Origin of the sequence: Bacillus sp. GBSW19 (assembly GCF_002998655.1) — a bacterium.
Taxonomy (GTDB): Bacteria; Bacillota; Bacilli; order Bacillales; family Bacillaceae; genus Bacillus.
On sequence record NZ_PVRF01000009.1, the window covers coordinates 1 to 3044 of the forward strand.

Genomic DNA, 3044 nt, shown 5'->3' on the forward strand with positions numbered 1-3044 from the left:
CTTCACATTAGAATATAGGTTAAGTCCTCGATCTATTAGTATCTGTCAGCTCCACGTGTCACCACGCTTCCACCTCAGACCTATCAACCTGATCATCTTTCAGGGATCTTACTTCCTTGCGGAATGGGAAATCTCATCTTGAGGGGGGCTTCATGCTTAGATGCTTTCAGCACTTATCCCGTCCGCACATAGCTACCCAGCGATGCCCTTGGCAGAACAACTGGTACACCAGCGGTGCGTCCATCCCGGTCCTCTCGTACTAAGGACAGCTCCTCTCAAATTTCCTGCGCCCGCGACGGATAGGGACCGAACTGTCTCACGACGTTCTGAACCCAGCTCGCGTACCGCTTTAATGGGCGAACAGCCCAACCCTTGGGACCGACTACAGCCCCAGGATGCGATGAGCCGACATCGAGGTGCCAAACCTCCCCGTCGATGTGGACTCTTGGGGGAGATAAGCCTGTTATCCCCGGGGTAGCTTTTATCCGTTGAGCGATGGCCCTTCCATGCGGAACCACCGGATCACTAAGCCCGACTTTCGTCCCTGCTCGACTTGTAGGTCTCGCAGTCAAGCTCCCTTGTGCCTTTACACTCTGCGAATGATTTCCAACCATTCTGAGGGAACCTTTGGGCGCCTCCGTTACATTTTAGGAGGCGACCGCCCCAGTCAAACTGCCCACCTGACACTGTCTCCCTGCCCGATAAGGGCAGCGGGTTAGAAGGTCAATACAGCCAGGGTAGTATCCCACCGATGCCTCCACCGAAGCTAGCGCTCCGGTTTCCAAGGCTCCTACCTATCCTGTACAAGCTGTACCAACATTCAATATCAGGCTGCAGTAAAGCTCCACGGGGTCTTTCCGTCCTGTCGCGGGTAACCTGCATCTTCACAGGTACTATAATTTCACCGAGTCTCTCGTTGAGACAGTGCCCAGATCGTTGCGCCTTTCGTGCGGGTCGGAACTTACCCGACAAGGAATTTCGCTACCTTAGGACCGTTATAGTTACGGCCGCCGTTTACTGGGGCTTCAATTCGCACCTTCGCTTACGCTAAGCGCTCCTCTTAACCTTCCAGCACCGGGCAGGCGTCAGCCCCTATACTTCGCCTTACGGCTTCGCAGAGACCTGTGTTTTTGCTAAACAGTCGCCTGGGCCTATTCACTGCGGCTTCTCAGGGCTTTAACACCCTAAGAAGCACCCCTTCTCCCGAAGTTACGGGGTCATTTTGCCGAGTTCCTTAACGAGAGTTCTCTCGATCACCTTAGGATTCTCTCCTCGCCTACCTGTGTCGGTTTGCGGTACGGGCACCTCTCACCTCGCTAGAGGCTTTTCTTGGCAGTGTGGAATCAGGAACTTCGCTACTAAATTTCGCTCGCCATCACAGCTCAGCCTTTACGGGAAACGGATTTGCCTATTTCCCAGCCTAACTGCTTGGACGCGGATATCCAATACCGCGCTTACCCTATCCTCCTGCGTCCCCCCATTGCTCAAATGGTGAGGAGGTGGTACAGGAATATCAACCTGTTGTCCATCGCCTACGCCTTTCGGCCTCGGCTTAGGTCCCGACTAACCCTGAGCGGACGAGCCTTCCTCAGGAAACCTTAGGCATTCGGTGGACGGGATTCTCACCCGTCTTTCGCTACTCATACCGGCATTCTCACTTCTAAGCGCTCCACCAGTCCTTCCGGTCTGACTTCACAGCACTTAGAACGCTCTCCTACCACTGTTCGTAAGAACAGTCCGCAGCTTCGGTGATACGTTTAGCCCCGGTACATTTTCGGCGCAGAGTCACTCGACCAGTGAGCTATTACGCACTCTTTAAATGGTGGCTGCTTCTAAGCCAACATCCTGGTTGTCTAAGCAACTCCACATCCTTTTCCACTTAACGTATACTTTGGGACCTTAGCTGGCGGTCTGGGCTGTTTCCCTTTCGACTACGGATCTTATCACTCGCAGTCTGACTCCCAAGGATAAGTCATCGGCATTCGGAGTTTGACTGAATTCGGTAACCCGGTAGGGGCCCCTAGTCCAATCAGTGCTCTACCTCCGAGACTCTTACCTTGAGGCTAGCCCTAAAGCTATTTCGGAGAGAACCAGCTATCTCCAGGTTCGATTGGCATTTCACCCCTACCCACACCTCATCCCCGCACTTTTCAACGTGCGTGGGTTCGGGCCTCCATTCAGTGTTACCTGAACTTCACCCTGGACATGGGTAGATCACCTGGTTTCGGGTCTACGACCACGTACTCATGCGCCCTATTCAGACTCGCTTTCGCTGCGGCTCCGCATCTTCTGCTTAACCTTGCACGGGATCGTAACTCGCCGGTTCATTCTACAAAAGGCACGCCATCACCCTTTAACGGGCTCTGACTACTTGTAGGCACACGGTTTCAGGATCTATTTCACTCCCCTTCCGGGGTGCTTTTCACCTTTCCCTCACGGTACTGGTTCACTATCGGTCACTAGGGAGTATTTAGCCTTGGGAGATGGTCCTCCCGGATTCCGACGGAATTTCACGTGTTCCGCCGTACTCAGGATCCACTCTGGAGAGAACAACATTTCAGTTACAGGGCTGTTACCTTCTTTGGCGGGCCTTTCCAGACCTCTTCGCTTATATCGTTCCTTTGTAACTCCGTATAGAGTGTCCTACAACCCCAAGAGGCAAGCCTCTTGGTTTGGGCTGTTCCCGTTTCGCTCGCCGCTACTCAGGGAATCGCATTTGCTTTCTCTTCCTCCGGGTACTTAGATGTTTCAGTTCCCCGGGTATGCCTTCTCATACTCTATGTATTCAAGTATGGATACTACTCCATTACGAGCAGTGGGTTTCCCCATTCGGAAATCTCCGGATCAAAGCTTGCTTACAGCTCCCCGAAGCATATCGGTGTTCGTCCCGTCCTTCATCGGCTCCTAGTGCCAAGGCATCCACCGTGCGCCCTTTCTAACTTAACCATTTCTTACTTTAGAAAGAATCACTATGTGTGATGAACTTTGCATTGCATTCAATGTGAATGTATTACTTATTGTTATCTAGTTTTCAAAGAACACGT

At 52.5% G+C, this 3044-nt stretch carries 1 rRNA gene; it reads right to left on the reverse strand.

The annotated features are described in order from the left end of the window. Positions 1–15 precede the first annotated feature (15 nt). Positions 16–2946, reverse strand: a 23S ribosomal RNA gene (locus C6344_RS18675). Between the last annotated feature and the right edge of the window lie 98 nt (positions 2947–3044).